The sequence below is a fragment of the Micromonospora sp. WMMA1947 genome, assembly GCF_027497355.1.
Classification (GTDB): domain Bacteria; phylum Actinomycetota; class Actinomycetes; order Mycobacteriales; family Micromonosporaceae; genus Micromonospora.
In genome coordinates, this window is sequence record NZ_CP114909.1 from 3698467 (window position 1) to 3725084 (window position 26618).

Sequence of the window (26618 nt, forward strand, 5' to 3'; positions counted from 1 at the left end):
GACCGTACGGCCGGTTCGGCCGGTCCCCGGGCAGCACAGCAGAGGGGAGTGGCAGCGGTGACGCTGACCATCGGAGTCGACGTCGGTGGCACGAAGGTGGCCGGCGGTGTCGTGGACGACGCCGGCACGGTACTCGTGCAGACGCGACGGGACACCCCCGCCGACGACGTGGCCAAGACCCGCGACGTCATCATCGAGGTGGTCACCGAGCTGGCCGCCGGGCACGCCGTCGAGGCGGTCGGCATCGGCGCCGCCGGCTGGATCGACGCCTCCCGGTCCACCGTGCTGTTCGCCCCGAACCTGGCCTGGCGGGACGAGCCGCTGCGCACGTACGTCGGCGACGCCACCGGCCTGCCGGTGATCGTGGAGAACGACGGGAACGTGGCCGCGTGGGCGGAGTTCCGCTACGGCGCGGCCCGCGACGCCGACGACTCGATGGTCATGTTCACCATCGGCACCGGCGTCGGTGGCGGCATCGTGCTCGGCGGTGGCCTGGTCCGCGGCGCCAACGGCATCGCCGCCGAACTGGGGCACATGCTCACCGTGCCGGACGGCCACCAGTGCGGCTGCGGCCGGCTGGGCTGCATCGAGCAGTACGCCAGCGGCAGCGCCCTGGTCCGCTTCGCCCGCGCCGCCGCCCGGCAGGAGCCGCACCGCGCGACCGCGTTGCTGGAGCTGGCCGGCGGCGAGGCCGAGACGATCACCGGCCCGATGGTGACCGCCGCCGCGAAGGGCGGCGACCCGGTCTCCACCGAGGCATTCGCCCAGGTCGGCCGCTGGCTCGGCACCAGCCTCGCCGACATGGCGCAGATCCTCGACCCGCAGGTGCTGGTGGTGGGCGGCGGCGTGATCGACGCAGGTGACCTGTTGCTCGGCCCGACCCGGCGGTCGTTCGCCGACGCGCTGGCCCAGCGCAGCCGCCTGCCCGTCGCCGAGGTGCGCCCGGCCGAGCTGGGCAACACCGCCGGTGTGATCGGCGCCGCCGACCTGGCCCGGCGGATCTGACATGACGGATTCGGGTGTGCCGCTGCGCGTCGTGTCGTACAACATCCACAGCCAGCGCGACGACACCGCCGCGCTGGCCGAGGTGGTCCGCGCGGTGGCACCGGACGTGGTGATCGTCCAGGAGGGACCGCGCCGGTTCCGGTGGCGGCAGAAGTGCGCCGCGTTGGCCGAGTCGTTCGGCATGGTGGTGGCCGCCGGTGGCCTGCCGTCGCTCGGAAACGTGCTGCTGACCAGCCTGCGGGTGCGGGTCACCGACACCAGTTGCCAGCGGTATCCGCTGACGCCGGGCCGGCACATGCGCGGCGCCGCGTACGCGCGGTGCCGGGTCGGCGGCGTCGAGGTGCTGCTGGCCGGTTCGCACCTGTCCACCGACCCGGCCGAGCGGCCGGCGCAGGCGGCGGCGTTCAAGCGGGAACTGGCCGCGTCCACGCTGCCCGTGGTGGCCGGCGCGGACCTCAACGAGGGCCCGGACGGCCCGGCCTGGCAGACCCTCGCCGAGGGGCTGACCGACACGGCGCTCGCCGCCGACCGGGCCGACCGGCACACGTACTCCTGCGCCGACCCGCGCCGCCGGATCGACGCGCTGTTCGTCGACCCCCGGATCACTGTGGTCGACTATGACGTGGTGGACACCCCGGCGGCCCGGCGGGCCAGCGACCACTTCCCGGTCCTGGTCGACCTGATGCTGCCCACCGCCTGACCGGCGCGGACCGTCGGACCGTGACGCACGGTCAGGTGCCCGGCGGCCGGCCGACAACCGCGTCGCCGCCTTTGCTCTGCCGCCATATCCGCACCAGCTACCCGCCGTGACCGGCGGGCCGCGTCCCGGCCGGACGGCCGCGAGACATCAGCGCAGCTCGCGGCGGTGCTGCGTCTGTGGCGGCAGAGCAAAGGGCGAACGAGGGTACGCCTCCGGCGCGGCCGGTCCACTCACGCTCGGTGACCGGCAGGTCGGTGACGCTGTGTCAGGGCAGCCGGGCGGGTGGGCGGCGCCGGAGCCGGTGGCTGGACAACGGCGGGCATTCTCGGCAGGATTTCGCTCCGACCCGGCACGCGTGCCGCACAAAGGAGAATTCCCGGTGTCCTCCTCCACCGACCCCGGCCGCCCCGATCCGGACCGGACGGACGTCCCGATCCGCGACGACCGCCCGGTCTCCGACCGGGGCGACACGGTCTGCGTCATCGGCGCCGGCGCCAGCGGCCTCACCGCCGTGAAGAACCTGCGCGAAGCCGGCTTCGGCGTCGACTGCTACGAGCGGGAGACGGGCGTCGGCGGCGCCTGGAACTGGCGGCACGACCGCAGCCCCGTGTACGGCAGCACGCACCTGATCTCGTCCCGGCCGTTCACCCAGTTCCCCGACTTCCCGATGCCGGACGACTGGCCGGACTACCCGCACCACAGCCAGCTGCTGTCCTACTTCGAGCGGTACGCCGACCACTTCGACCTGCGCCAGCACATCTGGTTCGGCACCGAGGTGGTCCGCGTCGAGCCGGTCGAGGGGGACCGCTGGGACGTGACCACGCGCAGCACCGGCGGCTACGGCCCCGAACGCACCTCGAGGTACGCCGCCGTGGTGCTCGCCAACGGCCACAACTGGTCGCCCAAGCTGCCCCGCTACGAAGGGCTGGAGGAGTTCCGGGGCGAGGTCATGCACGCCTCGTCCTACAAGGACCCGGCTCAGCTGCGGGGCAAGCGGGTGCTCGTGGTCGGCGCCGGCAACACCGGTTGCGACATCGCGGTCGAGGCGGCGCAGCAGGCGTCGCACTGCTGGCACTCCACCCGCCGCGGCTACTGGTACGCCCCGAAGTACGTCCTCGGCCGTCCCGCCGACCAGGTCAACGACACGCTGCTGGCGCTGCGGGTGCCGCTGCGGGTGCGGCAGTGGCTCTACCACTGGACGCTGCGGCTGACCGTCGGCGACCTGACCCGGTTCGGCATGCCCAAGCCGGACCACCGGGTCTACGAGACGCACCCGATCGCCAACAGCCAGCTCGTCTACTACGTCGGCCACGGCGAGATCACCCCGGTGCCGGACGTGGCCCGGTTCGACGACCGCGCGGTGGAGCTGACCGACGGCCGCCGGGTCGACCCGGAGCTTGTCGTCTTCGCCACCGGCTACCTGCCGCGCTTCGAGTTCCTCAAGGGCCAGGTGCTCGGCGACGAGGACGGCTCCGGACGGCCCCGGCTGTGGCTCAACGCGTTCACCGCCGGTCACCCCACGCTCGCCGTGGTCGGCCTGGTGCAGCCGGACTCCGGCATCTTCCCGATCTCGCACTGGCAGAGCGTGCTGTTCGCCCGGCTGCTCACGCTGCGCGCCACCCGGCCGGAGCGGGCCGCCGCGTTCGACCGCAAGGTCCGGGCCGGCCTCGGGGAGCGGTACTCGGCGAAGGTCAAGGACAGCACCCGGCACTGGTTCGAGGTCGGCCACGCCGACTACCTGCGCGCGCTCCAGCGGGCGCTGCACGAGCTGGAGGAGGGTAAATGACGACGGCCGAGCGGGTGCGGGTGGTCCGGTCCTGGGAGTGGGCCCGGCCCGAGCGGCCCGCCCGCCGCGAGGTGCTCGCCGCCGTACCGGAGCGGGAGGAGGCGAAGCCGCCGCTGCTGTTCGTACCGGGGTTCGGGCACGGGGCGTGGGCGTTCGCCGAGCACTGGCTGGGGCACGCCGCCGGTCGCGGCTTCCCGGCGTACGCGCTGAGCCTGCGCGGGCACGGCGGCAGCGAGCCGGCGCCCGAGGCGACGCTGCGGTCGTACACCCATGACGTGACGCAGGTGGCGGCGAGCCTGCCGCGGCAGGCGGTGCTGGTGGGGCACGGCGCCGGCGCCCGGGTCGTGGCGCACGCGCTGGCCCGCTACCCGGCGCGGGCCGCGGTGCTGGTGGCGCCGGTGCTCGGCGGCTGGGCGACGTTCGGCACGGCGTTGCGGCGCAACCCGGTCGGTACGGTGCCGGCGGTCTTCGGCGCCGGGCTGCGGCTCAACCGGCGGCAGTTGTTCAGCGCGGAGCTGCCGGACGCCGACGCGCGGCGGCACCTGGCCCGGCTGGGCCGGGCCGGGCGGCGGGCGCAGTGGCAGCTGCTGACCGGCCGGTCCCCGGAGCCGGCGGTGGGCCGCCCGCCGGTGCTGGTGCTCGGCAGCCCGGACGACCGGGTGCTACCGGCGACGGCGCTGACCAGGGCCGCCCGGCGGTACGCCTCGGCGCCGCTGCTGTTCCCCGGCATGGGGCACGACCTGATGCTCGACGCGCGCTGGCGCGAGCCGATCGACGCGATCCTGGACTGGCTGGACAAGGACCCGGCGCCCGCCCTCGGGTGAGCGCCGGGGCCCGGCTCACCGGGCGGCGGGGCGGCGGCCGACGAGTGTTCCGCTCTCCTCCAGGGCGCTGAGATAGGACGCCGCCCAGGCGTGGATGTCGTTGTGGGCCAGGTGTTCGCGCATCGCACGCATCCGGGCCTCGACGTCCTCCGGGCCGGCGCGCAGCGCGGCCAGCAACCCCTGCTTGAGGCCGTCCAGGTCGTGCGGGTTGACCAGGTACGCCTGCTCCAGCTCGGAGGCGGCGCCGGCGAACTCGCTCAGCAGCAGCGCGCCGGTGCCGTCGACCCGGGCCGCCACGTACTCCTTCGCGACCAGGTTCATGCCGTCGCGCAGCGGCGTCACCGCCATCACGTCCGCGACGCGGTAGAGCGCCACCAGTTCGGCGCGGTCGAACGGCTGGGTGAGGTAGTGGATCGCGGGCTCGCCGACCCGGCCGAACTCGCCGTTGATCCGGCCGACCTGGTGCTCCACCCGGTCGCGCAGGATCTGGTACTGCGCCACCCGGTCGCGGCTGGGCACCGCCACCTGGACCAGCACCGTGTCGCGGACCTTGATGTCGCCGTTCGCGAGCAGCTCGCGGTACGCCTTGAGGCGCTGCTCGATGCCCTTCGTGTAGTCCATCCGGTCGACGCTGAGGATCACGTGCTCCGGCCGGCCGAGATCCTGCCGCAGCCGGCGGGCCCGTTCGGCGACCTCGGGGCGGGCGGCGAGCGCGGACACCTCGGCGGTGTCGATGGCGACCGGGAAGGCGCCGATGCGGACCACCCGGCCGTCCACGCCGATCCGCCGGTCGGTGGCGGGCAGGCCGAGCACCTTGGTGGCGAGCTGGGCGAAGTTGTGCGCGGCCTGGGCCCGCTGGAAACCCACCAGGTCGGCGCCGAGCATGCCGCGCAGCAGTTCGGCGCGGCGGGGCAACTGCATGAACAGTTCCGGCGGCGGGAACGGCACGTGCAGGAAGAACCCGATCCGCAGGTCGGGGCGCAACTCGCGGAGCAGGCCGGGGACCAGCTGCAGGTGGTAGTCCTGCACCCAGACCAGGCCGCCCGGCTCGGCCACCTGGGCCGCGGCCTCGGCGAACCGCTGGTTGACCCGCTGGTACGCCTCCCACCAGCGGCGGTGGTACTCCGGCTGCTCGACGGCGTCGTGGTAGAGCGGCCAGAGGGTGGCGTTGGCGAAGCCCTCGTAGTGGTCGCGGAAGTCCTCGGCGCTCAGCGGCACGGTGTGCATGCGCACGCCGTCCACGTCCGGCAGCTCGGGCGCGGGGCCGGTGCCGCCGGCCCAGCCCACCCAGGTCGCGGGTGTCTGCCGCAGCAGCGGGTGCAGGGCGCTCACCAGGCCGCCGGGGCTGCGGCGCCACTCGAAGGCGCCGTCGGGCGCCACGCTGTCGTCGATGGGGAGGCGGTTGGCCACCACCACGAGGGGGCTCTGTCGCATCTCGGGCAATCCGCTCAGCAGGGGACCGGCGACCCGGAAGGAGACGCAAGCCGGACAGCCGGTGCGGGACGTGACGTTCAGCCTATTCCTACTGACTGTAAGTTACACGCTTGTTACGCCCCGGCCCAGGGCGGGCGGTGTCCCGGCATCCGGGCAGGGTCCGGCGGCGCGAGGTCAGACGACCGCGCCGTCGTCCGGGTCGTGGTCGTCCCGGTCACCCGGACGCAGCCGCCAGATCAGCATCACGAAGCCGGCCAGGATGCCGGTGAAGCCGAGCAGGGTGACCACCGACGGGTCGACGAGCGACACCACGGTGGGGGAGAGGAACAGCAGGAAGCCGAGCACGATGCAGGCCACGCCGAGCACCGCGTACTTGGAGAAGCGGGGCAGCGGGGGCGGCGGAGGCGGGGTGTAGTGCTCCTCGTCCGAGGCCTCGTCGGGCAGGTTCGCGCCGAACGTGTCCAGGCCGTCGAGCAGCGACGGCTCGTCGTGCCGGTCCCGGCTGAGCGAGACACCGGAGACGTCGGCGGCGTACGGCAGCCGGCGCACGTCGGTGGCGGTCGGGCCGGCGGGCTCCTCGGCCCGGCTGCCGGCGGCGGTGCCCGGAGCGGGCGGGTCGTCCACGTCCTCGGCGGCGGGCCAGGGGTGGCTGTCGGCGCTCGGCGCGGTGTGGAAGCCGGCGACGATCTTCGCCCACTCCGCTTCGATGTCCGGCTCGTCGGCGCGCGGCGAGTCGCCCGCGCCCTCGTCGGCGAGCTGGGTGAGGTAGTCCCGCGCGGTGGTCAGGTGCGACCTGTCGACGTAGAGCCGGTCGACCGGGCGGGCCGGGACGGTGGTGGTGCGGGTCACCGGGTTCAGGTCGGCCGAGGGCTGCAGGTAGGCCGCGATGCCACCGGCGGCGAGCACGTCGAGCAGGTGCTCGCCGACGCGTGGATCGACGTCGCCCGCGACCGCGTACTCGGCCGCGTCGAGCCCGTTGTCCCGTCGTCCCCGACGGGGCCCGCCCCCTGACAACGGACACCCCCTTCGCCGTTCCCTGCCCGTGCCCTGAATCGTGACACGTCGGCACCCGGTTCCGGGAGTGCGTTGTGGCGTGCCGCTCGTCGTTCGTACCCTCATCCCGGACTCCGCGGCCGCCGCCGGCGCCCGCGGGGCCACGCGGCGACCCGTCCGCCGCCACCGACACGGGAAGGACGCCGGTGCTGTACTGGCTGCTGAAGTACGTCGTTCTCGGCCCGCTGCTGCGGTTGATCTTCCGCCCGCAGGTCGAAGGGCTGGAGCACGTTCCGTCCACCGGCCCGGTGATCCTGGCCAGCAACCACCTCTCCTTCTCGGATTCGATCTTCACGCCGCTGATCGTCAAGCGAAAAGTCACCTTCATCGCGAAAGCCGAATACTTCACCGGTAAGGGACTCAAGGGCCGCCTCACCAAGATGTTCTTCGTCGGCTCCGGCACCATCCCGGTCGACCGCTCCGGCGGCCGGGCCGCCCGCGCCGCCCTCGACACCCAGCTCTCGGTGCTGCGCGCCGGTGGCATCGCCGGCATCTACCCGGAGGGCACCCGCTCGCCGGACGGCCGCCTCTACCGGGGCAAGACCGGCGTGGCGCGGCTGGCCCTGGAGAGCGGCGCCCCGGTCGTCCCGATGGCGATGCTCAACTCCGACGCCATCCAGCCCACCGGCCAGATCATCCCGAACCTGGGCCGGGTGCGGATCCGCTTCGGGCCGCCGCTGGACTTCTCCCGCTACGCCGGGATGGCCGGCGACCGGTTCGTCGAACGGGCGGTCACCGACGAGATCATGTACGAGCTGATGGAGCTGTCCGGCCGCGAGTACGTCGACACGTACGCCCAGAAGGCCAAGAGCGCCGCGACGCGGCAGCCGGTCCCGGCCTGACCCTCAGCCCGCCCCGGCGATCCGCAGCAGCCCACCGGCGGTGTGCCGGCCGGCGAACTCGCGTACCCGGGCCAGCGTCGCCGCCGCGGCCGGCGGGTCCGCCTCGGTCAGCGGCCCGACCGCCAGCGCGGACGCGATCATCTGGTCGGTGACGTCGGTCATCTCCGCGTACCCCTCGGCGGCCTCGGTGAGCAACCGGCCCGCCCGCGCGGCGTCTCCGTCGCGCCGGGCCAGCGCCGCCTCGGCGGACCGGCCGGCCGCCCGCGCCCAGCGGGTCACCCGTGGCGACCGGGCCAGCAGGTCGCGCACCAGCACCGCGGCGTCGTCACCGAGCAGCGCGGCGACGTGACCCACCGCGGGCACCCACTCGGCGAACGGGATCATCCGGGTCTGGCGCCAGTCCTCGTCCAGCTCGGTCAGCAGCGCGATCGCCTCGTCCCGGCGCCCCTGCACCGCGCGGCAGAGCGCGGCGTGCGCCAGCGTCGAGCGCAGCACCCGCTGGAAGCCGCTGCGCCGGGCCGCGACGAGCGCCTGGTCCACCAGGTCCTCGCCGGTCCCCGGGCCGGCCGGATCGTCGCCGAGCGCCCGGATCCAGCCGGACACGGCCACGACGTGCATGTCCCACTCGTCGGTCGGGCGCCGGGTCGACCCCTCGGCCATCCGCAGCGCCGCCGTCCAGTCCCCGCTGTAGTACGACCGGGTCCACTGGTCGCTGAAGCTCACCGTCAGGGCGTGCTCGCCGGCCAGGTCCAGCGACCGCTGCTCGTCGACCAGCCGGGCCGAGCCGGCCAGGTCGCCCTCCTCCTGAAGCACCCAGGCCAGGTTGTGCACCGCCCGGCGGCGGCCGGTCAGCCGCTCCACCCGGCACTCCTCGGTCACCTCGGCCAGCTCGGCGTACGCCTCCTCGGCGCCTGCCTGGTAGCGGACCACCGCGAGCGTGATGCGCGCGTTCGCCCGGGCCTCGCGCAGCCCCAGCCGCTCGGCCAGCTCGGCGGCGGTGCGGGCGGCCGCGCACGCCGGCTCGGTCTCCGCATCGAGCATGTGCGCCCGGGCCAGCTCCAGCAGCACCCCCACCTTGTCCTCGCTGTCCGGCAGCGTGGCGTGCAGCCCGATCGCTCGGTCCAGGCAGCGCATCAGCTCCGAGCGGTCGGCCCGGGCGAAGGCCGCCGTGGCCAGCAGCCGCCACGCCTTCGCCGCGCCGGGCCGGTCACCGACGTCGGCCAGCCGGTCGGCGAGCGCGGTGAGCAGCGCCGTGCCGCCGCCGTCCAGGAAACCGTCGCGGTCCCGGTAGAACGCCAGCTCGGCCTGGAACAGCTCGAGTGCCGGGTCCGGCCCGCACTCCACGCTCAGCGCGCGCTCCACGAGCGTGGCCGCCGTGTCCAGCGCGTGCAGGTCGTACGCCCGGCGCGCGGCCCGGTGCAGCGCGGACCGGGTCGCCGCCGCCTGCGGGGCCTGGTCCAGCCCGACCGTACGGGCGATCTCGTGCGCCGCCCACCTGTGGTTGGCCAGCACCTCGGCCAGGTCGTGCAGCCGGCCGTCGGCGAGCTGCTCCAGCCAGTCGGCGGTGCGCTGGTGCCGGACGACCCGCTCGGCGCGGGGCAGCCGCTGATAGCAGACGTCCCGGACCAGGACGTGCCGGAACCGGTACTCCGCCTGGCCGGGCATGGCCGAGACGGGCAGCTCGTAGACCAGGTCGCGCCGCTGGAGGTGGTGCAGCGCGCGCTCGACCCACTCCGTCGGGCGGCCCAGCGCCAGCGCCACCGGCGCCGCCCAGAACTGCACGCCGACCACCGAGGCGGCCTGGAGCACCGCCCGGTCGGCCGGATCGAGCAGGTCCAGCCGGTTGGCGATGACCGCCTGCACGGTACGTGGCATCCCGGCGGTGCCGACCGGGTCGACGAGCGCGAGCGCGGCGGTCCGCTCGGCCAGCCCGCCGTCGAGCAGCATCCGCGCGTACTCCTGGGCGTAGAGCGGGTTGCCGTCGGCGAACTCGATGAGCGGCGCGCGCGCCTCCTGCGGCAGCGTGGCCTGGCCGAGCAGCAGCGAGTAGAGCGTGTCGATGTCCCCGTCGTGCATCGGCGGCACCGAGATGGACATCGCCCCGCTGATCGTGCCGGTCCAGGCGGGGTGCCGCTCCCGCAGCTCCGGCCGGGCGGTGGCGACGACGAGCAGCGGCACGTTGCGGGCCGCCGCGCCGAGCTGCTCGACGAAGGACAGCATCGCCTCGTCGGCCCAGTGCATGTCCTCGAAGACGAGCACCGTGGGGCCGGTCGCCGCCAGGGTGAGCAGGAAACGCCGCCACGCCGCCTCGGTCTCGGCCGAGGTGAGCCGTTCCCCGGAGACGCCGACCAGCGGGCCCAGCGCCTCGGCCAGCCGTACCGCGTGCGGGTCGGCGAGGTGGCCCAGTCGCTCGCGCAGCCGGTCCCGGACGGTGGCCGGGTCGTCGGCGCCGGTCAGCCCGGCCCAGCTCCGCACGATGTCCGCCAGCGCCGCGTAGGTGACGTTCTCGCCGAACGGCGGGCACTGGCCGGTCAGCCAGGTGACCCGGGCGCCGGGCAGGCTGGCGGCGTGCCGGGCCAGTTCGCGCAGCAGCCGGCTCTTGCCCACCCCGGCCGGGCCGAAGACGGTGAGCAGCTGCGAGGTGCGCTCGGTGAGCGTGCGGTGCAACGCGCTGACCAGCAGGCCCCGCTCGTGGTCCCGGTCGACCATCGGGGTCAGCTCGGCGGTCTGCCCGTCGCGCCGGGGCCGCGCCCGTACGGCCAGCCAGATCCGGCTCACCGTCGAGCGGCCGCGCAGGGTCACCGGCGGCTGGTCGTCGTACTCCATCTCGCGCCGGGTGGCCGCCCAGGTGCTCTCGTCGACCACCACGCCGCCCACCGGAGCGAGCCCCTGCAACCGGCTGGCGGTGTTCACCACGTCGCCGGTGACGAACGCCTGGCCGCCGTCGCGCGCCGCGGACAGGTCGACCAGGGCCTCGCCGGTGGCGATGCCGACCCGGAACCCGAGCGGCGGATGCGGGCCGGCCGGCTGCCGGGCCAGGCTGCGTTGCAGCTCCAGCCCGGCGCGTACGCAGCGCAGCGCGTCGTTGTCGGTGGCCACCGGCGCGCCGAACAACGCCATGACGGCGTCCCCGATGTACTTCTCCACCACGCCGCCGTACTGGTGCACCAGCCGGCGCACGGTGGCGAAGTACGCCTGTTGCAGGCCACGGGCCTGCTCCGGGTCGGCCCGCTCGGCGTATGTCGTGAAGTCGACGATGTCGATGAAGAGCACGCTCACCTGGCGGCGGTCCTCCTGCACGGCGACCGCGTGGTCGCGCAGCGGCTGACCGCAGTTCGTGCAGAAGTTGGCGCCGGTGTCGTTGGCGTGGCCGCAGCCAGGGCAGGCAGCCGCCAGCGGACGACCGCACCCACCGCAGAAACGGTCGTCCGGCCCGGCGGTCCGGGCGCAGTGTCCACAGGTGAGGTCGATGTCGGGCTCCGTACGCGTGAGGTCCCCAGTGTCCCGCGCGGCCGCGCAGTCGGGTACCCGACGGGTCGGCGGGACGTCACGGCTGTTCGGCCGGGTCTAGTCTCCCCTAGCAGGAAGTCCCGTCGACAGGGAGTTTGCCGTGCACGTCCGGCTGTCCGCCGCATGGACCGATCCACGGGGGACGGTGTGGGCCGTCGGCGACACGGTCGACGTGGACGCCGTAACCCTCGCCGAACTGGAGGAAAAAGGCATGGTGGAGCAGCCCGCGGGTAGTGGATCGACCGAGACCACGACCACCACGACGACCCCGCCGAAGAAGACCGACCCGTCGAAGATCGGCCCGGGCCCGAGCGCGCCCCCGGCCGACACCGACAACGACTGACCGGGCGTACGACGAACGGGCGTACGACGAACGCGGCGGGGGCCGGCGGGACGACCGCCGGCCCCCGCCGTCGTCGTGTCAGCGGTCGTTCATGCCGGCCCGGCGGCGCAGCGCGGCCACATCGGTGACCACGATGCGGCGGCCTTCGGTGCGCAGCCAGCCGCGGCTGGCGAACGAGCCGATGGCCTGGTTGACGCTCTGCCGGGAACCGCCCGCCATCTCGGCGAGCTGGCTCTGGTTCAACTCGATGGTGATCATCGGGGCCTGGCTCTCGCCGGCCAGCCGGACCAGCGTCTTGGCCACCCGGCCGGGCAGGTCGAGGAAGACGTGGTCGGCGTTCTGCTCGGTGAGCCGGCGGATCAGCTGGCCCAGGGAGCGCATCACCGCGTCCAGGATGCGCGGGTTGGAGTGCACCAGTTCCATGAACGCGGGCCGGGACAGCGCCAGCGCGGCGCAGTCCTCGATCGCCTCGGCCGACGCCGAGCGGGTGGAGGCGTCCAACAGGGACACCTCGCCGAGCACGTCCGGGGGTCGGATGACCGACAGCACCGCGCGTTCGCCGGTCGGTGCGGTGCGGAAAACCGCCACCGCGCCACGGCGCAGCACGATCAGCGACTCACCGGGGTCGTTCTCGACGAAGAGAAGCTGGCCCTTGCGGTAGGTGCGCGGTACGGCGGCGGCGATGACACGTTGCCGCACCTCCGGCTCCAGCCCGGCGAACATCTCCACACCCGTGAGCGCGTCACCCGGCTCCGGCAGGCGAGACTCCACGGCTCAACCCCTCCCCGGTCAGAAGTCACGACTCGCACACCGGGTGAAGCTGTCATTCCCGGTACGAGGCAGCTCAACCGGTTCGGCGCCCGACGGCGGTACACATCAGATCATGACGCTCTCGTCGCGTGCTGTACACCCCCGGAAACACTTCCGTGACCATGCCCGGCCGCCGCCGGCACGCCGCCGACCTCGGCGGACGCCCCGACGACCGGCCCGTGCCGGTGATGGGCGAGGATGGGGGTGATGGTCTACCGCTATTTCTACGACTGCGAATTCATCGAGGACGGCCGCATCGTCGACCTGGTGTCGATCGGCGTCGTCGACGAGTACGGCCGCGAGTTCTACGCGGTCTCCACCGAGTTCGACGACTCCCGGGCGGTGCCCTGGGTGCGGCGCAACGTGCTGGACAAGCTCCCGTCGCCTGCTGACCGGGCGTGGCGCTCCCGCGCGCGCATCCGCGACGACCTGCACGAGTTCCTGCTGGAGCCGGTACGGGACCGGCCGGGCGAGCAGTTGGAGCTGTGGGCCTGGTACGCCGCCTACGACCACGTCGTGCTGGCCCAGCTCTGGGGCGCGATGCCGGCGCTGCCCCGGGAGATCCCTCGCTTCACCAAGGAGCTGCGCCAGCTCTGGGACGACCGGGGGCGCCCCCGGCTGCCGGACGCCGAGGCCGACCGGCACGACGCGCTCGTCGACGCGCGGCACAACCTGGCGCGGTGGCGGGCGATGACCGCGCGGGAGGTTTGACCGGTTCCGCCCAGGGCACCGGAGCGGCATCTACGCCGATCCGAGACAGGAGTGCCCCATGAGCCATGAGCCGACAAACGCCGCGGATGCCCGCCGCCGGGTCACCGAGCTGATCCGGGACGCCCGGATCTGCCTGCTCACCACGACCGGCGTGGACGGCCGTCTGATCAGCCGCCCGATGGGGTTGCAGGAGGCCGATTTCGACGGCGACCTGTGGTTCTTCGCGTACGCCGACTCGGCGAAGGTCCGGCAGATCCGGGTGAACCCGCAGGTCAATGTCGGTTTCTCCGACCAGCGCCACCACGCCTGGGTGTCGGTCGCCGGCACCGCCACCGAGGAGTGGGATCCCGAGCGGGCGAAGGAGCTGTGGAACCCGCTGCTGAAGGCGTGGTTCCCGGACGGGCTGGACACGCCCGGGATCACGTTGATCAAGGTGCACGCCGGGTCGGCGGAGTACTGGGACTCGCCCGGCAGCACCGTGGTCAACCTGCTCGGCTTCGCCAAGGCGGCGGTGACCGGCAAGCCGCCGAAGGCGGGGGAGAACCACGAGGTCGACTACTGACGGGTAGCCCGTCCGCCGTCCGGAACGGCCCGGGGTGCGGTGTCGGCGTACACCTGCGCCGACTACAGTGCGCAGTGACGGCCCGCCCCGGGCCGGCAACGGCGCCGATGGTCTGATCTGACACATATCCTGGGGCTTATCCGGGCTTCACCTGATGCTCCAGGAGGATGAGCAGATCATGCGTATCGGAGTGCTCACCGGCGGCGGCGACTGCCCAGGTCTCAACGCGGTGATTCGGGCGGTGGTCCGCAAGGGCGTCGCCACCTACGGTCACGAGTTCGTGGGCTTCCGGGACGGCTGGAAGGGCCCGCTGGAGGGTCTGACCAAGCCCCTGGGCATCCCCGAGGTGCGCGGCATCCTGCCCCGCGGCGGCACCATCCTCGGCTCGTCCCGCACCAACCCGTTCAAGATCGAGAACGGCGTGGAGCGGATCAAGGACAACCTCGCCGCCCAGGGCGTGGACGCCCTGATCGCGATCGGCGGCGAGGACACGCTCGGCGTCGCGACCAAGCTGCACGAGCTGGGCGTCAACGTCATCGGTGTGCCGAAGACGATCGACAACGACCTCGGTGCGACGGACTACACGTTCGGCTTCGACACCGCCGTCAACATCGCCATGGAGGCGATCGACCGGCTGCACACCACCGCGGAGAGCCACCACCGCACGCTCGTGGTCGAGGTCATGGGCCGCCACGCCGGCTGGATCGCCCTGCACGCCGGCCTCGCCGGTGGCGCCAACGTGATCCTGCTGCCGGAGCGGCAGTTCGACGTCGAGCAGGTCGCCGGCTACGTCGAGAAGCGCTTCCAGCACCAGTACGCCCCGATCGTCGTGGTCGCCGAGGGCGCCCAGCCGCTGGACGGCCAGATGGTGCTGCACAACCAGGAGCTGGACGCGTTCGGTCACGTCCGTCTCGGCGGCATCGGCCAGTGGCTGGCCGAGCAGCTGGAGGCGAAGACCGGCAAGGAGGCCCGCACCGTGGTGCTCGGCCACATCCAGCGCGGCGGCACCCCGACTGCTTTCGACCGGGTGCTGGCCACGCGGCTCGGCCTCCACGCGATCGACGCCGCGAACGAGGGCGACTGGGGCAAGATGGTCGCGATGCAGAGCACGGACATCGTCCGTGTCCCGCTCGCCGACGCCACCCGCGAGCTGAAGACCGTGCCGCTGGAGCGGTACGCCGAGGCCGAAGTCTTCTTCGGCAGCTGATCGACGGCCTACGGGCGTGGCGGGCCGGCGACCCGGCCCGCCACGCCCGTGCCCACGTGACCCGGGAAGGGGTACGGCTGATGGCACGCCAGGTGCACACGGTCGCGGTGATCGGCGCCGGCAAGATCGGTGAGCTGATGCTTTCCGGGCTGCTGCGTTCCGGCTGGCCGGTGGAGCGGCTGCTCGCCACCGCGCGTCGGCCCGCCCGGGCGAAGGAACTGGCCGACCGCTACGGCGTACGGGTGGTGGACAACCTGACCGCCGTGACCGAGGCCGAGGTGCTGGCCGTGTCGGTCAAGCCGCAGGACGCCGCCGCGCTGCTGGACGAGATCGGCCCGAAGGTGCCGGCCGACAAGCTGGTCATCTCGCTCTGCGCCGGCCTGCCGACCGCGTTCTTCAACCGCCGGCTGCCAGAGGGCACCCCCGTGGTCCGGGTGATGACCAACACCCCGGCGCTCGTCGACCAGGCGATGAGCGCCATCTCGGCGGGCGCGCACGCCACCGGCGAGCACCTGGCTCTGGCCGAGGAGATGTTCTCCCCGCTCGGCTCGACGGTGCGGGTGCCCGAGTCGCAGCAGGACGCGGTCACCGCGCTCTCCGGCTCCGGCCCGGCCTACTTCTACCTGCTGGTCGAGGCGATGATCGACGCGGGCATCCTGCTCGGCCTGCCGCGCCAGGTGGCGCACGAGCTGATCGTGCAGACCGCGATCGGCTCGGCGGTGATGTTGCGTGACTCCGGCGAGCACCCGGTGAAGCTGCGTGAGGCGGTCACCTCGCCGGCCGGCACCACCATCTCCGCGATCCGCGAGCTGGAGAACCACGGCGTACGGGCGGCCATGCTGGCGGCGCTGGAGGCGGCCCGGGACCGGGCGCGGGAACTCGCCGCTCAGGCCGACTGACGTTCAGCCGGGCCGCGACGCCGGTCGCGGGTGCCGCCGCAGCAGCAGGATGAGCACGGCCAGGGCGAGCGTCCCCCACAGCGGCACCCAGCGGGGCCGTTGCTGGGCGAGCGTGCCGACCGCGCCGCCGACGCTGTAGCTGACCAGGGCGAGCAGCCCGAGCAGGGTGCCCCGCCGGGCCCGGCCCCGGCCGGCGGTGGGGCCGAACAGCCAGCGGGCGGCCCGCTCACCGGTCTTCGTCGTGGTGTCCGACTGGTAGGTGATCGGCGTCGCGATCCCCGCGGTACGGGTCGCCAGTGTGGTCAGGCTGCCCATGGCGACCGCGCCGGCCGCGGCGAGCAGCACCCGCGACGCCGTGCCGTCCCGGCCGTACGCGAGCACCAGGTTGAGCACCGTCCAGGCGACCATGGCGGCCTCGGTGACGGCGATGTCGACAAGTGGCGCCACGGTCGGCCGGGTGCGACCGCGGAGCAGGGCGACCAGTCCGGCGGCGGTGGCGAACGCGACGATCGAGGCGGCGGAGACCGGCCATGTGGCGTGCCCGCCGGCCGGTCCCATGCCGAGGAAGATGGCGTTGCCGGACTGGTTGGCGACGAACGCGCCGTAGCGCAGGAACGCGAAGGCGTCCAGCGCGCCGGCGGTGACGACGGCGAGCACGAGTGCCGCGAGCGGGTGGCGGAACTCGCGGTAGGAGTCCGCGGAGCCGTACGGCGCCGAGCGGTTCACCCTTCCCCCGTCCGTTCGCAGGAGCAGCCCCGGCGGCGTCCGGACGTTCCGCTGTCGCACCGCTGCGGCGAACCTACCATATGTCGCGTATGTAGGGCTTTCAACCCTTTCGATGGCGGCCTGCACGGCCGTGAGGCGATCCGGCGGGAACTGCGGTCCCCGCAGTGGCGCCGTCCGCTCGAGCAGATCCAGCAGATGTGGGTCGCCGACTACGACCGGCGCAGGCGGGCGCACGCGGATTCCTGAGATCTTGCTGAAAACCTCCTTTCCCCGCAAATCACCCCTAATGTGACGGAATAGCCGAAAGTACGTGAAGGGACCGCGACGTGCATCTCACGCCGAAGGAATTCGACAAGCTGACGATTCACTCGCTGGCGATGGTCGCCAACGCCCGCAAGGCGCGTGGGGTCAAGCTCAACCACCCCGAGGCGGTGGCGGTGATCTGCGCGGCGGCGCTCGAGGGCGCGCGCGAGGGCAAGACCGTCGAGGAGGTCATGAACGACGCGAGCCACGTGCTCACGGCCGACGACGTGATCCCCGGTGTGGCGGACATGATCCCGATGCTCCAGGTCGAAGCGGTTTTCACCGACGGGTCACGGCTGATCACCGTCCACTCACCCATCCAGTAGAGCAGCGACCGGAGGCCACGGTCTCCGGCAGAGCGGGGGCGACATGGCGAAGCAACACCCGGGACCGAACTCCAAGCACCTTCGGCCCATCGGCGGCTACAAGCTCAGCGACCAACCCCTGGAACTCAACGCCGGGCGGCCGGTGACCGAGGTGGTCGTGCACAACACCGGCGACCGGCCCATCCAGGTCGGCTCCCACTTCCACTTCTTCGAGGCCAACCGCTTCCTGGAGTTCGACCGTCCGGCGGCGTTCGGGAAGCGGCTGAACATCCCGGCCACGACCTCGATCCGGTTCGAGCCGGGCGACCGCAAGACCGTCCAGCTCGTACCGTACGGCGGCTCCCAGCGGGTGTACGGCTTCAACGGCCTGGTCCAGGGCTGGACCGGCGACGGACCGATCCCCGGGTACCGGCCGGACCGGGCCGAGGCGCTCCACCAGGCCCAGACGCGCGGCTTCAAGACCACCTCGCAGCAGCAGGACCAGGGCAAGGGCCAGGACCAAGGCAAGGGCCAGAACGCATGAGTCAGATCTCACGGCAGGAATACGCCGGAATGTACGGCCCGACCACGGGCGACCAGATCCGGCTGGGTGACACCGACCTCTACATCGAGATCGAGAAGGACCTGCGGGTCCTCGGTGACGAGGTCATGTACGGCGGCGGCAAGACCCTGCGCGACGGCATGGGCAGTGCCAGCCAGGCCACCAGTGCCGAGGGCGTGGTGGACCTGGTGATCACCAACGTGACAATCGTCGACGCGCTGCTCGGCGTGGTCAAGGCGGACGTCGGGATCAAGGACGGAAAGATCGCCGGGATCGGCAAGGCCGGCAACCCCAACATCATGGACGGGGTGACCCCGGGCCTGGTGACCGGGCCGGGCACCGACGCGATCTCCGGTGAGCATCTGATCCTGACCGCCGGCGGCATCGACGCGCACGTCCACCTGGTCACCCCGCAGCAGGTGTGGGCCGCGCTGAGCAACGGCGTCACCACCCTCTGGGGCGGTGGCACCGGGCCCACCGACAGCACCAACGGCGTCACCATCACGCCCGGCCCGTGGAACATCCAGAACATGATGCGGTCCTTCGAGGACCTTCCGATCAACATCGGCCTGCTGGGCAAGGGCAACAGCAGCGGCCGGGCGCCGCTCGTCGAGCAGATCATGGCCGGGGTGCCCAGCTTCAAGATCCACGAGGACTGGGGTGCGCCGCCCGCGGTGATCCGGTCCTGCCTGGCCGTTGCCGACGAGTACGACGTCCAGATCAGCATCCACACCGACACGCTCAACGAGAGCGGCTACATCGAGGACAGCATCGCCGCCTTCGAGGGCCGCACCATCCACACCTTCCACACCGAGGGCGCCGGTGGCGGGCACGCGCCGGACATCATCAAGGTCGCCGGCCAGATGAACGTCCTGCCCGCGTCGACCACGCCCACCGTGCCGTACGGCATCAACAGCCAGTCCGAGCTGTACGACATGATCATGGTCTGCCACAACTTCAACCCGAAGGTGCCCTCGGACGTCGCCTTCGTGGAGAGCCGGATCCGCACCGAGACGATCGCCGCCGAGGACGTGCTCCTCGACGAGGGCGTCATCTCGATGATGCAGAGCGACTCGCAGGCCATGGGCCGGGTGGGCGAGACCTGGCTGCGCACCGTCCAGCTCGCCGGGCAGATGAAGAACGTCCGCGGCAAGCTGGCCGAGGACTCCGACGCCAACGACAACTTCCGCGTCCTGCGCTACGTCGCCAAGATGACCATCAACCCGGCGATCACCCAGGGCGTCTCGCACGTCATCGGCTCGGTCAGCCCCGGCAAGCTCGCCGACCTGGTGCTCTGGGAGCCCGCGTTCTTCGGCACGAAGCCGAAGATGGTCCTCAAGGGCGGCATGATCGCCTGGTCGATCATGGGTGACCCGAACGCGTCGCTGCCCACCCCGCAGCCGGTCTACTACCGGCCCATGTTCGGCGCCACCGGTTCGCAGGTCGCCAAGAACTGCGTGACGTTCGTGTCCCGCGCCGCGCACGAGTCGGGCGTGGCCGAGCAGTTGGGCCTGCAACGGCAGGTCGTGCCGGTCTACGGCTGCCGCAACCTGACCAAGCGCGACATGGTGCGCAACGACCGTACGCCGAAGCTCGAGGTCGACCCGGAGACCTTCGCCGTGAAGATGGACGGCGTGCACGCGACAGTGCCGGCGGCCAAGAACCTCCCCCTCAGCCAGCTCTACTTCTTCAGCTGACCCGGCGCGGCGACCGCTCCCGGCCGGGCCGGCGGCGGGGTCGCGTGAAAGGAGAACACATGCTCGTCGAAACGGTACTCGGCAACGTGAACGAGCCGGCCTGGACCGAGCGGCTCCGCGAGGCAAAGGTCGACGACCTGGCCCTCGACCAGTGGGACGCCCAGAAGAGCCGGCTGCGCCGGACCACCAGTCTCGGCACCGAACTGGCGCTGTCCCTGGCCCGCGGCGTACGGCTGCGCGACGGTGACGTGCTCGCCTGGGACGACGCCACCGCGACCGCTGTGGTGGCCCGCATCGCGCTCGGCGAGGTCATGGTGGTGCACCTCGACACGCTGCACGGCGAGTCGCTGGACATGGTGATCCGCTCCGCCGTCGAACTGGGCCACGCGATCGGCAACCAGCACTGGCCGGCGGTGGTGAAGGGCACCAAGATGTACGTCCCGCTCACTGTGGACCGCAAGGTCATGGACTCGGTGATGCGCACCCACGCGTTCACCGGTCTCACCCACGAGTTCATTCCCGGCACCGAGATCATCGCGTACCTGGCCCCGCACGAGTCGCGGCGCCTGTTCGGCGGGGCCGACTCGACCCCGCACACGCACCTGCCCGCCGACCTGAACTGAGGGGCCGCGGTGTCCACGGTGACCGAGGCCCTGAAGCTGCTCCAGTTCGGCGACTCGGTCTTCCCGGTCGGCGCGTTCTCCTTCTCCAACGGGCTGGAGACGGCGGTCGAGCAGGGCGCGGTGCACGACCGGGCCACGTTGCAGGAGTTCGTGCGGACGGTCACCCGCGCCGCCGCCACCGGTGACGGGGTGGCGCTGCTCGTGGCGCACCGCGCCGCCCGTGCCGGTGACCTCGACCGGATCCGGGCGGCCGACGAGGCCGTACACCTGCGCAAGATCAACGAGGAGACGCGGACGATGACCGTCCGCATGGGGCGCAAGCTGGCCGAGGCCGCCGAACGGGTGGTGGGGGAGTCCCTGCTGCGCAAGCGCGTCGCGGAGAGCGGCGCCGGCGTCCCGGTCACCTACCCGGTCGCGCTCGGCGTGCTCTTCGCCGAACTCGGCGTGGGCGAGGCGGACGCGTTCGCCGCCCACCAGTACGGCGCGGCCTCCATGGTGCTCGGCGCGGCGGTCCGGCTGATGCGGGTGGACCACCTCGACACCCAGTCGATCCTCTTCGCGGTCAACGAGCGGGTCGGCGAGGACTACGAGGAGGTGCGCACCGCCGGGCTCGACGACATGCAGAGCTTCGCGCCGCACCTCGACGTGCTGGCCGGCGCGCACCAGCACGCACACGTACGGATGTTCATGAGCTGACCGCTCATCACCTGAAGGGCTTTTCAACAATGAAATCAGCGAGTCGGATCGGTGTGGGCGGCCCGGTGGGCAGCGGCAAGACGGCGATCATCGAGGCCGTCGTGCCCCGCCTGGTCGAGCAGGGCCTGCGCATCCTGGTCATCACCAACGACGTGGTCACCACCGAGGACGCCAAGCACGTCCGCCGCGCGCTGACCGGCGTGCTGGTGGAGGAACGCATCGTCGGCGTGGAGACCGGCGCCTGCCCGCACACCGCCGTTCGTGAGGACCCGAGCATGAACCTCGCCGCGGTGGAGGACATGGAGGCGCGGTTCCCGGACAGCGACGTCGTGCTCATCGAGAGCGGCGGGGACAACCTCACGCTCACGTTCAGCCCCGCGCTCGTCGACTACTTCATCTACGTGATCGACGTGGCGGCCGGCGACAAGATCCCGCGCAAGAACGGCCCGGGTATCTCCAAGTCCGACATCCTCGTGATCAACAAGACGGACCTGGCCCCGTACGTCGACGCCGACCTGGACGTGATGGCCCGCGACGCCGAGCTGATGCGCGGCGGCAAGCCGTTCGTGTTCACCAACTGCAAGACCGGCGAGGGCATCGACGACCTGGTGGACCTGGTCCGTCGCAACGCGCTGTTCGACGCCGAAGTGCTGGCATGACCACTCTGGACTCCGTCCGGGAACTCGCGCCGTACCAGGACCAGCCGGCGCAGCTGCCGGCCGCCGCGAACGGCAAGGTGGGCATCCTCCGGCTGGGGTTCGAGCGGCGCGCGGACCGGACCATCCTGCGCGACGTCTTCCGGCAGTCGCCGCTGCTGGTGCAGCGTGCGCTGTACTGGGACGAGGAAATGCCGGGCCTGCCCTGCGTCATGATCCTCACCACCTCCGGCGGCGTGCTCCAGGGCGACCGGCTACGGATGGACGTCGACCTGGGCCCGGGCGCACAGGCGCACCTGGTCACCCAGGCCGCCACCAAGATCCAGGAGATGGACGCCAACTACGGCACCCAGACCCAGAGCTTCACCCTGGCCGACGACGCCTACCTGGAGTTCCTGCCCGAGCCGGTGATCCCGTTCCGGCGCAGCCGGTTCGTCTCCGACACAGTGGTCCGGCTGCCGGAGACCGCGACGATGCTGTACGCCGAGGTGCTCCAGCCCGGCCGCAAGTACTACCGCGACGGCGAGATCTTCGCGTACGACCTGTTCTCCACCACGCTGCGGGCCCAGCGGCCCGACGGACGCCCGCTGTTTGTGGAGAAGTTCGTCATCACGCCCGGCCGCTTCCCGGTGACGCGCATCGGGATGATGGACCGCTTCCACGTCTTCGGCAACGTCGTGCTGCTCACCGACCCGGACCGGGCGGCCCGGGTGTTCGAGCGGACCGCGACACCGGTGTGGGACGAGCAGACACCGCTGGCCACCGCGGTGAGCCGGCTGCCCAACGACGCCGGACTGGTGTTCAAGGTGCTGGGCCAGGAGACCGAACCGGTCCGCGCAGCGGTACGCGAGTTCTGCGTCGCCGCCCGCGAAGAGGTGACCGGCTGCACCTTCCCGCCGGTCTTCAGCTGGCGTTGAGGCGAGGAGAACAGCGACATGGCCGACATCGGACGTGGCTGGCGCCACCTGGCCGACCGGAACCCGGCGGCCGGGTTCGTCGACGCGAGCCTGCGCGGCGCCGCGCAGGTGGTGCTCCAGAACAATCCGCTCAGCGGCCTGCTCATCCTGATCGCGCTGGCCTGGGGCGCGTTCGAGAACGGGACGCCCCGGGTGTTCGGCGGCGGCGTGCTCGCCCTGGTCGTGGGCACCGCCACCGCGCTGGCGCTGCGGGTCGACATGTCCAGCTGGCGCAAGGGCCTGTTCGGCTTCAGCCCGCTGCTGACCGGGCTCGCGGTGCCCACGTTCCTCGACCAGCGCCCGCTGATGTGGCTCTACCTCGTGCTCGGCGCGATCGGCACGGTGGTGGTCACGCTCGCCCTCAACGCCGTGTTCAAACGCTGGAACCTGACCGCCTACACGTTCCCGTTCGTGCTCACGACCTGGTTCCTGCTGATGGCGGCGTACCAGTTCGACAGGTTCACCGTGCTCACCAAGCTGACGCCGAAGTTCCCCGGTGAGGGATCGTCGGCCGGCGGCACGTTCGACTGGGGCCTCGTCCCGACGTTCTTCAAGGGCGTGTCCCAGGTCTACCTGATCGAGAGCTGGGTGACCGGCCTGCTCATCCTCGTCGCCCTCCTGATCAACTCCCGGTGGTCGGCGCTGTTCGCGGTGATCGGCGCCGTCGGCGCGACACTGCTGGCGCTCTGGTTCGGTGCCGACGGCGCGTCCCTGGACAAGGGGCTGTTCGCCTTCAACGCGGTCCTGACCGCGATCGTGGTGGGCGCTGTCGCGCACCGCCCCGGCGCGCTGGTGACCGTCTACACGCTGTTCGGCATCGCGCTGACGCTGGTCGTGCAGATGGCGTTGACCACGGTGCTCACGCCGCTGGGCATCCCGGTGCTGACCGGTCCGTTCAACATCGCCACCTGGCTGTTGCTGCTGCCGGACCGGCACTTCGCGCCGCTGCCCAACCACGAACGGGTCAGGGACAGCGTCCTGCACACCGTGCGCGACTCCGTCCACCTGCGAGAGAAGGAGGGAAACCGTGTCCGCTCCGAACGCGGGTGACACCGCCTGGGTGCTTGTCTGCGCCGGGCTGGTCCTGTTCATGACGCCGGGGCTCGCCGCGTTCTACGGCGGCATGGTCCGTACCCGCAACGTGCTGGCGATGCTGCAACAGAACATGATCGCGCTGGGCGTGGTCAGCCTGACCTGGGTGCTTGTCGGCTACACCATCGCCTTCGGCGACGACGCCGGCAGCGGGCTGTTCGGCAACCTGGAGCTGTTCGGGCTCACCGACCTGAAGGTGCCGCCCGCGCCGAACCTGCACGTGGTCGACGGCCGGATCACCATCCCGACGCTGGCGTTCGTATTGTTCCAGATGATGTTCGCGGTGATCACGCCCGCGCTCGTCACCGGCGCCACCGCGGGTCGGCTCAAGTTCGGTGGCTGGGTGCTGTTCCTCGCGGTCTGGTCGATAGTGGTCTACGCGCCGATCGCGCACTGGCTCTGGCACCCCGGCGGATGGCTCGCGAAGTTCGGCACCCAGGACTGGGCCGGCGGTCTCGTCGTGCACGCCAGCGCCGGCGCCGCCGTCCTCGCCGTCCTGCTCGTCGTCGGCCGCCGCCGGGACTGGCCGCACACCGCCGCGCCACCGAACTCGATTCCGCTGACCATCGTCGGCGCCGGCATCCTCTGGTTCGGCTGGTTCGGCTTCAACGGCGGCGACGGCCTCCAGGCCAACGGCCTGGCCGCGCAGGCCGTCCTCAACACGCACCTGGCCGCCGCCGCGGCGATGCTCGTCTGGCTGGCGCTGGAACGCGTCACGGACGGACACAGCACCGTCGTGGGCGCGGTCTCCGGCGCGGTCGCGGGCCTGGCCACCGTCACCCCGACCGCCGGGTACGTCAACGCGGCCTCGGCCGTCGCGATCGGCGCGCTGGCCGGCCTGGTCTGCCACTTCGCGCTGAAGCTGAAGTACCTGCTGCGCCTCGACGACGCGCTCGACGTGCTCGCCGTGCACTTCGTCGGCGGCATGCTCGGCACGCTCCTGCTCGGCCTGTTCGGCAACCGCGGGGTCAACCCGCTCGGCGCCGACGGGCTGTTCCTCGGCGGCGGAGGTGGCCTGCTGTGGCGCCAGCTCGTCGGCGTGGTGAGCGTGGTCGCGTTCTCCTTCGTCCTGACCTGGCTGATCGCCGCCGGGGTGCAGGCGCTCATCGGCCTGCGCGTACCGCCGGCCGACCAGGAACGCCTGGACCAGGCGCAGCAGGGCGCCGACGCGTACCACCTGGGCGGCGTCACCAGCCTGACCGCGCCCGGCGCACCCCGCCGTCGCACCGCGGCGACGCCGGCCGGCGAACCGGCAGTGCCGCCCGGCCGGCGGGTACGGGTGGTCACCGCGCTGCTGGAACCGGACCCGGCGGCGAACAGCGCCGACCTGCGCGACGCGCTGCTGCGCGCCGGCGCGATCTCGGTCATCGTGAGCGACGCCGCCGTGGCGACCACGACACCTCAGGCCAGCCTGCTGCCCCGCGGCTACTGGCAGGACCAGCCCCTCGCCGCCCGGCTGCGCGTCACCGTGCTGGTCGGCGCGGACGGGGTGGGGGCGGTGCTGGACGAGTTGGACCGGATGGGCGCGCGCCGGGCCGACACGTTCGTGCAGGAGGCGGAACGCGTCCAGTCCTGACAGTCGGCGGCGAAAACCGCTGTCCGGTTGCCGGGTGCACTGGTAGAAAGCCGACGTGCACAAGACGTTGACGTTCTCCGATCATCTGCGGCTCATCGACGAACGGTCGACCGCCTTCCGCACCACGGTCGCCGCGGCGCCCAGCCTCGACATGACGGTTCCCACCCATCCGGAGCGGACGCTGTTCGATCTCGTCCGACACGTGGGCACGGGCCGTCGCAAAGCAGCCGCGATCGTCGCCGCGGGGCCCGCGGACGGGCCCCCGGAGGCGTCGGCATGGGAGGACGGAGTGGGTGCGCCCCGGGAACGCGAGGCGCTGCTGGCCTGGTGGACCGAGTCCGTCGAGCGGTTGACGAGGGCGCTGGGTGAGGCCGGCCCGGATCGCGGTTGCTGGACGTGGTGGGACGACTCGCCGTCCCCGCAAACCGCTGGTGCCTGGGCGCGGCGACAGGTTCCCGAGATCGCGGTGCACACCTACGACGCCCAGCTCACGGTGGGCAGCCCTCAGCCGCTGCCGGAGGAGGTCGCCCTCGACGGTTTCGACGACTGCCAGTTCACCCTCTGCGCGACGACTGTCGCCTGGCCGCACCGGCCCGCCGTCGTCGACTACCACGCCGTCGAGGGCCGCTCCTGGCGCCTCCGGCTGTCCGCCGAGGGGGCGCAGGTCGCCCACCTCACGCCCGCTGCCGGTGGGGCCCCGGACGCGGCCGACGTCTCCGCCCGGGGCACCGCCAGTGACCTGGTCCTGTTCTTCTACGGCCGCATACCGCTGGATTCCCTGCAGTTCGACGGCGACCGTCGCATCTTCGACCAGCTCGCGGCCTGGGACCCGTCCGTGTAGCCGGTCGTGCCGCATACTGGCTCGGTGTTCACTCTCGCCCAGGCGCGACACCTGGTGGCAACGTTGCGGCCGCGCGTTGACGAGCTGATCCGGTTGCGGGCCGACCTGGCCGAGTTGCGTGTCGATCTGGCCGACCACGGCGTCAGCGCGCTCGGCGGGCTGGCCGAGGTGAAGGCGTTGGAGGCGCGCCTGCATCTCGTGGTGGACGAGTTCCACCAGCACGAGATCGCGGTCAAGGGAATCGCTCCGGTGCTGCTCGACTTTCCCGGTGAACGTGACGGCCGGGCGGTGCTCTGGTGCTGGCTGGAGGGGGACACCGACATCCGGTGGTACCACCGGGTCGAGTGCGGGTTCGCCGGCCGCCGTCCGGTCTGAGCCGTTCGTGGGTGACGCGCGGCGGGCGGTGCCGTCCGACGCCGACGAGCTGGTGCGGTTGCGTGGGCTGATGCTGGCCGGAATGAGTGGGGTGCCGACGCCGCCGGGTCGCTGGCAGGACGTCGCCCGGGACAATCTGCATGCCTGGCTGGCCGAGCCGGATCCCTGGCTCGCCGCCTTCGTGGTCGACACGCCGGACGGCGCGTCGCTGGCGGCCTGCGCGGTGGGCACTGTGGAGCGGCGGCTCGGCGGGCCGGACGACCCGAGCGGCCTGGTCGGGTACGTCTTCAACGTCAGCACCGACCCGGCGTACCGCCGGCGTGGCCACAGCCGAACCTGCCTGACCGCGCTGCTGGCCTGGTTCCGGGTCCGGGGCGTACGCCGGGTCGACCTGCGGGCCTCGGCGGCCGGCCGGCCGCTCTGCCGTGCCCTGGGCTTCCGGGAGACCGCCGACCCGGCGATGCGGCTGACCTTTCCGGCGGAATCCTTCATCCCACCCCGCGAAACCGGCAGCGATTTGTAGC

27 protein-coding genes are annotated in these 26618 nt (G+C 72.3%); 22 read left to right on the plus strand and 5 right to left on the minus strand.

Annotated features, from left to right (window positions below):
• Positions 1-57 precede the first annotated feature (57 nt).
• The 4 genes from O7604_RS17790 (at position 58) to O7604_RS17805 (ending at position 4315) form a co-directional block, all read left to right on the plus strand.
• Positions 58-1005: an ROK family glucokinase gene (locus O7604_RS17790; protein ID WP_026267860.1), complete on the plus strand. Its 948-nt coding sequence runs from the start codon at positions 58-60 to the stop codon at positions 1003-1005.
• Position 1006: 1 nt separating this feature from the next.
• Positions 1007-1705 (plus strand): endonuclease/exonuclease/phosphatase family protein, encoded by a 699-nt coding sequence (locus O7604_RS17795; protein ID WP_269704844.1) that lies wholly within the window; start codon positions 1007-1009, stop codon positions 1703-1705.
• Positions 1706-2084: 379 nt separating this feature from the next.
• A complete protein-coding gene (locus tag O7604_RS17800; RefSeq protein WP_269704845.1) occupies positions 2085-3491 on the plus strand; it encodes an NAD(P)-binding domain-containing protein in 1407 nt (468 codons plus the stop codon).
• Positions 3488-4315, plus strand: a complete 828-nt coding sequence (locus O7604_RS17805; RefSeq protein WP_281577157.1) for an alpha/beta fold hydrolase — start codon at positions 3488-3490, stop codon at positions 4313-4315. The genes O7604_RS17800 and O7604_RS17805 overlap by 4 nt, the downstream gene beginning before the upstream one ends.
• Positions 4316-4330: 15 nt before the next feature.
• Here the strand turns inward: O7604_RS17805 and O7604_RS17810 are convergent, their stop codons facing one another.
• Both O7604_RS17810 and O7604_RS17815 read right to left on the minus strand, forming a co-directional pair.
• Positions 4331-5749, minus strand: a complete 1419-nt coding sequence (locus O7604_RS17810) for a trehalose-6-phosphate synthase (protein ID WP_269704847.1) — start codon at positions 5747-5749, stop codon at positions 4331-4333.
• 174 nt (positions 5750-5923) lie between these two features.
• Entirely contained in the window at positions 5924-6763 is an 840-nt protein-coding gene (locus O7604_RS17815; RefSeq protein WP_281577158.1) for a DUF308 domain-containing protein, read from the minus strand.
• 185 nt (positions 6764-6948) lie between these two features.
• Here O7604_RS17815 and O7604_RS17820 point away from each other — a divergent pair, with 185 nt between their 5' ends.
• Positions 6949-7644, plus strand: coding sequence for a lysophospholipid acyltransferase family protein (locus tag O7604_RS17820; protein ID WP_269704849.1), 696 nt, complete (start codon positions 6949-6951; stop codon positions 7642-7644).
• A 3-nt stretch (positions 7645-7647) separates the two neighbouring features.
• Here the strand turns inward: O7604_RS17820 and O7604_RS17825 are convergent, their stop codons facing one another.
• The gene (locus tag O7604_RS17825; protein WP_281579977.1) at positions 7648-11115 is read right to left on the minus strand and encodes an adenylate/guanylate cyclase domain-containing protein; all 3468 of its coding nucleotides are present in this window, start codon (positions 11113-11115) and stop codon (positions 7648-7650) included.
• A 139-nt stretch (positions 11116-11254) separates the two neighbouring features.
• Between O7604_RS17825 and O7604_RS17830 the strand changes: the two genes are divergently transcribed.
• Positions 11255-11497 carry a hypothetical protein gene (locus O7604_RS17830; RefSeq protein ID WP_269704850.1) on the plus strand — a complete coding sequence of 81 codons (243 nt, stop codon included), beginning with the start codon at positions 11255-11257 and terminating at the stop codon, positions 11495-11497.
• A gap of 78 nt (positions 11498-11575) precedes the next feature.
• Here the strand turns inward: O7604_RS17830 and O7604_RS17835 are convergent, their stop codons facing one another.
• A complete protein-coding gene (locus O7604_RS17835) occupies positions 11576-12268 on the minus strand; it encodes a Crp/Fnr family transcriptional regulator (protein WP_013287664.1) in 693 nt (230 codons plus the stop codon).
• Between the two features lie 246 nt (positions 12269-12514).
• Between O7604_RS17835 and O7604_RS17840 the strand changes: the two genes are divergently transcribed.
• From O7604_RS17840 to proC, 4 genes are all read left to right on the plus strand, one after another.
• Positions 12515-13018, plus strand: coding sequence for a polyadenylate-specific 3'-exoribonuclease AS (locus O7604_RS17840; protein ID WP_013287663.1), 504 nt, complete (start codon positions 12515-12517; stop codon positions 13016-13018).
• Between the two features lie 58 nt (positions 13019-13076).
• Positions 13077-13580 (plus strand): pyridoxamine 5'-phosphate oxidase family protein, encoded by a 504-nt coding sequence (locus O7604_RS17845; protein ID WP_269704851.1) that lies wholly within the window; start codon positions 13077-13079, stop codon positions 13578-13580.
• Positions 13581-13758: 178 nt separating this feature from the next.
• Positions 13759-14787 (plus strand): 6-phosphofructokinase, encoded by a 1029-nt coding sequence (locus tag O7604_RS17850; RefSeq protein WP_269707047.1) that lies wholly within the window; start codon positions 13759-13761, stop codon positions 14785-14787.
• 80 nt (positions 14788-14867) lie between these two features.
• Positions 14868-15686, plus strand: a complete 819-nt coding sequence (proC, locus tag O7604_RS17855; protein ID WP_269704852.1) for a pyrroline-5-carboxylate reductase — start codon at positions 14868-14870, stop codon at positions 15684-15686.
• A 3-nt stretch (positions 15687-15689) separates the two neighbouring features.
• Here the strand turns inward: proC and O7604_RS17860 are convergent, their stop codons facing one another.
• A complete protein-coding gene (locus O7604_RS17860) occupies positions 15690-16412 on the minus strand; it encodes a YoaK family protein (RefSeq protein ID WP_281577159.1) in 723 nt (240 codons plus the stop codon).
• A gap of 326 nt (positions 16413-16738) precedes the next feature.
• Here O7604_RS17860 and O7604_RS17865 point away from each other — a divergent pair, with 326 nt between their 5' ends.
• From O7604_RS17865 to O7604_RS17920, 12 genes are read left to right on the plus strand one after another with little or no spacing between them, the layout of a single operon-like run.
• Positions 16739-17041 (plus strand): urease subunit gamma, encoded by a 303-nt coding sequence (locus tag O7604_RS17865; RefSeq protein ID WP_013287657.1) that lies wholly within the window; start codon positions 16739-16741, stop codon positions 17039-17041.
• A gap of 43 nt (positions 17042-17084) precedes the next feature.
• On the plus strand, positions 17085-17564 hold the full coding sequence (locus O7604_RS17870; RefSeq protein ID WP_281577160.1) for an urease subunit beta: 480 nt from the start codon (positions 17085-17087) through the stop codon (positions 17562-17564).
• Positions 17561-19279, plus strand: coding sequence for an urease subunit alpha (locus tag O7604_RS17875; protein ID WP_281577161.1), 1719 nt, complete (start codon positions 17561-17563; stop codon positions 19277-19279). The genes O7604_RS17870 and O7604_RS17875 overlap by 4 nt, the downstream gene beginning before the upstream one ends.
• A gap of 59 nt (positions 19280-19338) precedes the next feature.
• On the plus strand, positions 19339-19902 hold the full coding sequence (gene ureE, locus O7604_RS17880; RefSeq protein WP_281577162.1) for an urease accessory protein UreE: 564 nt from the start codon (positions 19339-19341) through the stop codon (positions 19900-19902).
• 18 nt (positions 19903-19920) lie between these two features.
• Positions 19921-20598, plus strand: coding sequence for an urease accessory protein UreF (locus tag O7604_RS17885; protein ID WP_244933245.1), 678 nt, complete (start codon positions 19921-19923; stop codon positions 20596-20598).
• Positions 20599-20627: 29 nt separating this feature from the next.
• Positions 20628-21257, plus strand: a complete 630-nt coding sequence (gene ureG, locus O7604_RS17890; RefSeq protein ID WP_013287653.1) for an urease accessory protein UreG — start codon at positions 20628-20630, stop codon at positions 21255-21257.
• Positions 21254-22171 (plus strand): urease accessory protein UreD, encoded by a 918-nt coding sequence (locus tag O7604_RS17895; protein WP_269704856.1) that lies wholly within the window; start codon positions 21254-21256, stop codon positions 22169-22171. The genes ureG and O7604_RS17895 overlap by 4 nt, the downstream gene beginning before the upstream one ends.
• Positions 22172-22189: 18 nt before the next feature.
• Positions 22190-23260 carry an urea transporter gene (gene yut / locus O7604_RS17900; protein WP_281577163.1) on the plus strand — a complete coding sequence of 357 codons (1071 nt, stop codon included), beginning with the start codon at positions 22190-22192 and terminating at the stop codon, positions 23258-23260.
• Positions 23238-24878, plus strand: a complete 1641-nt coding sequence (locus O7604_RS17905) for an ammonium transporter (protein ID WP_281577164.1) — start codon at positions 23238-23240, stop codon at positions 24876-24878. Before yut ends, O7604_RS17905 begins: the two co-directional genes overlap by 23 nt.
• 55 nt (positions 24879-24933) lie before the next feature.
• A complete protein-coding gene (locus tag O7604_RS17910; RefSeq protein ID WP_269704859.1) occupies positions 24934-25719 on the plus strand; it encodes a maleylpyruvate isomerase family mycothiol-dependent enzyme in 786 nt (261 codons plus the stop codon).
• A 24-nt stretch (positions 25720-25743) separates the two neighbouring features.
• Positions 25744-26094 carry a DUF2203 domain-containing protein gene (locus O7604_RS17915; RefSeq protein ID WP_260034125.1) on the plus strand — a complete coding sequence of 117 codons (351 nt, stop codon included), beginning with the start codon at positions 25744-25746 and terminating at the stop codon, positions 26092-26094.
• A 7-nt stretch (positions 26095-26101) separates the two neighbouring features.
• Positions 26102-26617: a GNAT family N-acetyltransferase gene (locus O7604_RS17920; protein ID WP_281577165.1), complete on the plus strand. Its 516-nt coding sequence runs from the start codon at positions 26102-26104 to the stop codon at positions 26615-26617.
• Position 26618: the final 1 nt, after the last annotated feature.